The sequence below is a fragment of the Dietzia sp. DQ12-76 genome (assembly GCF_014145045.1).
Taxonomy (GTDB): Bacteria; Actinomycetota; Actinomycetes; order Mycobacteriales; family Mycobacteriaceae; genus Dietzia.
The window spans coordinates 1-3,232 of the sequence record NZ_JAALDV010000427.1 but is presented as its reverse complement, the minus strand read 5'-3'; the positions used below and the strand labels follow the sequence as shown (position 1 = coordinate 3,232).

2 protein-coding genes are annotated in these 3,232 nt (G+C 72.4%); both read right to left on the bottom strand.

Features of this window, described 5'->3' with window-relative positions; genetic code table 11:
• A partial coding sequence (locus tag G6019_RS13920) for a polyketide synthase (protein ID WP_182627827.1) occupies nt 1–1,253 on the bottom strand: 1,253 nt, incomplete at its 3' end.
• A partial coding sequence (locus G6019_RS13915; RefSeq protein ID WP_241726062.1) for a phosphopantetheine-binding protein occupies nt 1,250–3,232 on the bottom strand: 1,983 nt, incomplete at its 5' end. The genes G6019_RS13920 and G6019_RS13915, both read right to left, overlap by 4 nt.

Genomic DNA, 3,232 nt, shown 5'->3' with positions numbered 1-3,232 from the left:
CGATCCGGGTCCCAGTCTGACGGGGCGTCGGCGCAGCGGAGGGCGGAGCCGGCGAGCCCGAGGTCGGGGTTGGGATCCGCGCAGTGCAGCGAGGCCGGGATCACTCCCCGCTCGACCGCGAGCACCGCCTTGATGAGGCCGGCGACCCCGGCGGCCGCCTCGGTGTGCCCGATGTTGGACTTGATCGAGCCGAGCAGACACCACGGTCGCTCCGCCCGCCCGAACACCCTGAGCAGCGCCGCGACCTCCACGGGATCGCCCATCCGGGTGCCGGTACCGTGCCCCTCGACGTATCCGATGTCGCGTGGCCCCAGGCCCGCGCCGCCCAGTGCCTCGGCGATGACCGAGGCGTGTCCGTCGACGCCCGGCACCACGAACCCGGCCTTGGCGGCTCCGTCGTTGTTGACGGCACTGCCCCTGATCACCGCTCGGATCCGGTCCCCCGACCGCACGGCGTCACCGTAACGGCGCAGGACGACCGCGCCCGCGCCCTGAGTGAACACCGCTCCGGAGGCACCGTCGCCGAAGCTCCGCGTGTGCCCGTCGACGGAGAACGGCCCGTCGGGGACGTAGACGTACCCGTGAGAGGCCGGCACCCGCACGGTGACCCCACCGGCGACCGCCATGTCCGATTCGCCGCTGCGCAACGATTCCACCGCGAGGTGGACCGCGACCAGGGAGGTCGAGCAGGCGGTGAGCACGGTCTGCGCGGGCCCGGTGAGGTTCATCCGGTAGGCGATACCGGTCGCGAGGTAGTCCGGCATGGTCCCCAGCGCGATCTGCATGGCATGGGCCGGATCGGTCCCGCCGGACGGGTCGAAGGACTGCCGGAACGCGTGGTGGAGATACGCGGAGGGAGAACATCCGGCGAACAAACCCACCCGGTCCACGCCTGAGCCGTGCCCGTGGCCGGCGTCGTCGAGCGCGTGCCACACCTCCTCCGCGAAGACCCGGTGTTGCGGGTCGAGGTACCTGGCCTCGTGCCGGCTGAGTCCGAACGCGGCGAGATCGATGCCGTCGATCGGGCCGAGGTCCGACCCGGTGGGCACGAAGCCCGGGTGGTCGACGAGCTCCGAGGGTGCGCCGGCGCGACGCGCGGCCTCGCGATCGGTTCGCACGACCCCCTCCCTGCGGTCGAGCAGCAGCCTCCACAGCGCCTCGACGTCGGGCGCGCCGGGCAGGCGACAGGACATGCCGATCACGGCGATGTCCGACTCGTGGTGCGCCAGTCGCGGATCGACGGGACGGGTCATGAATTGGTCTCCTGCCGGATGCGGCGGCGCTGACGCCCGCGCTCACGGGCCAGCGCGAGCGGGTCGTGCGCATCGGGGCGGATGGCGGGCCGGGATCGGTCCGGGTCGGCGTGTGGGGTCACGTTCGGGTTCTGGGCCGGGTTCACGCTCGGGCTGGGTTCCCGGATCGGTTCGGGGCTCAGGGCTGGTGCGGCCTGCATCCCCGCGGCGAGCGATCTGATGTCAGGGTGGGCGAAGAGTTCCGCGAGCTCCACCCGGTGCCCTCGGTCGGCGAGTACCCGGCGGAAGCGGACGAGATCCATCGACGTCATCCCGAGTTCGAAGAAGCCCCGGTCGAGCTCGTCGTGTGACGGGGCCCTCCCGAGCACCTCGGCGACCGTGGCGCGCACGACGGTCAGCAGGTCGCCGTCGTCCCCCTCGACCGCGAGACGTCCCCGGATCGTCGTCGATCGGCGACGACCCAGTTCGGCGACATCGCGTCGCGGTACTCCTGGCGTCGCAGTGGAGGGAAAGCCGGGCTCGTGCCAGCGGTCGTCTCCGTCGGCCAGCGTCGTCACCGTCGCGGCCAGAACATCGGCGACCGCGTCGAGCACGCCATCGAGGAATGCGTCCTCCACCGCGTCGAGGACGAGCAGCAGCGAACCGTCGCTGTCGCGGAAGCTCTGGAGATCGATCAGGACCTGCGGCGTCGAGCTGATCGAGTGGACCGGCTCACCCAGCTGCGCCAGCGCATCGCACGCGGCCGGTCCGCCCGTCCACCCGGTCAGACCGGAGGAGTAGACCACGGGGAGCACGCCGGTGCCGCTGCCCGAACGGAGATGCTCGCGGATCCGGGTGTTACCGTGGCCGGATCCGTCGCGTCCGAGATCACGGACGCCCTCGAGTAGACGGGTCGCCGCGGCGCGGGCACGCTCGCTCGTGGACCGGCCCTCCGGGGGATCCAGCACGACGGTCGAGGTGTACTCCCCCACGACGTCCCGATGCTCGGCGGGGCGGTCGAGGACGGTCACCACGACCGGGGGTCGGTGCCCGTCATCGGTGGCCAGGAGCTCGGCGAACACGGTGACGAGGACCGCGTCGAGGGTGGTCCGGTGGACTGCACATCGCCGAATCAACTCCGTGGTGGTGCGCGGGTCGAGCTGGCGGCGTCGACGGGTGAACCGCGAGCTCTCGGGCGGGCGGACCGGCAGGAGGAAGCGCGGCCTCGGTGCCCCCGCCTGCGGCGAATCCGGCAGCGCCGAGTCCCCCTGCGCCGCCCCGGCTCGGGCCTCAGCCCAGCTGAGGAATGCACCCTGGGGTCGGTCGACGGGGTCGCCCCGGTACGCCGCGGTCAGGTCACGGGCGATGATCTCCGCTCCACGGACGTCGCAGAACAGCATGTCGAGAATCAGCACGACCATCCATCGGGAGACCTCCGCGGCGAGCGCCGGTAACCGCACCGCACGGAGCTCGAGCCAGGGCCGCCCGCTCTGGGGGTCGTGGATCCGGGACATCTCCTCTGCTCGGCGGCGTTCACGCTCGGCGCGCACCTCGGCGTCCGTCGCCACGCTCAGGTCCTCGATCTGCAGTCGCGGCCGGGCCGCGGTGTCGAGGACCTGCCGGCCGTTGTCGTCGACTCGCGCCGACAGCATGGGGTGGGCATCGACGATCGTGTCCAACGCCCGCTCGAGCGCCGGGACGTCGAGACCGCCCACCTCGACCTCGGTCCGATAGCGCGGCGCGACCGGGCGGCCCAACCACGGGTCCGCACGGCCGACGAGATAGGCCACCTGCATCTCTGTCAGAGGGGCGCTCGTGACCACCGTTTCAGGGGGCTCCGCGATGACGGGCTCGGGCGTGAGCGTCTGAGCTGGGCCTGAGGGGCGGGATGCGCGGTCCGACGGCGGTGCGGCCCTCCGGCCGAGGCGCAGCACGACGAGGTGGTCTGGCCCACCGGCCGTGGCCTCCGCCTCCAGGCCCTCCTCGGGTGCGGCCTGCTC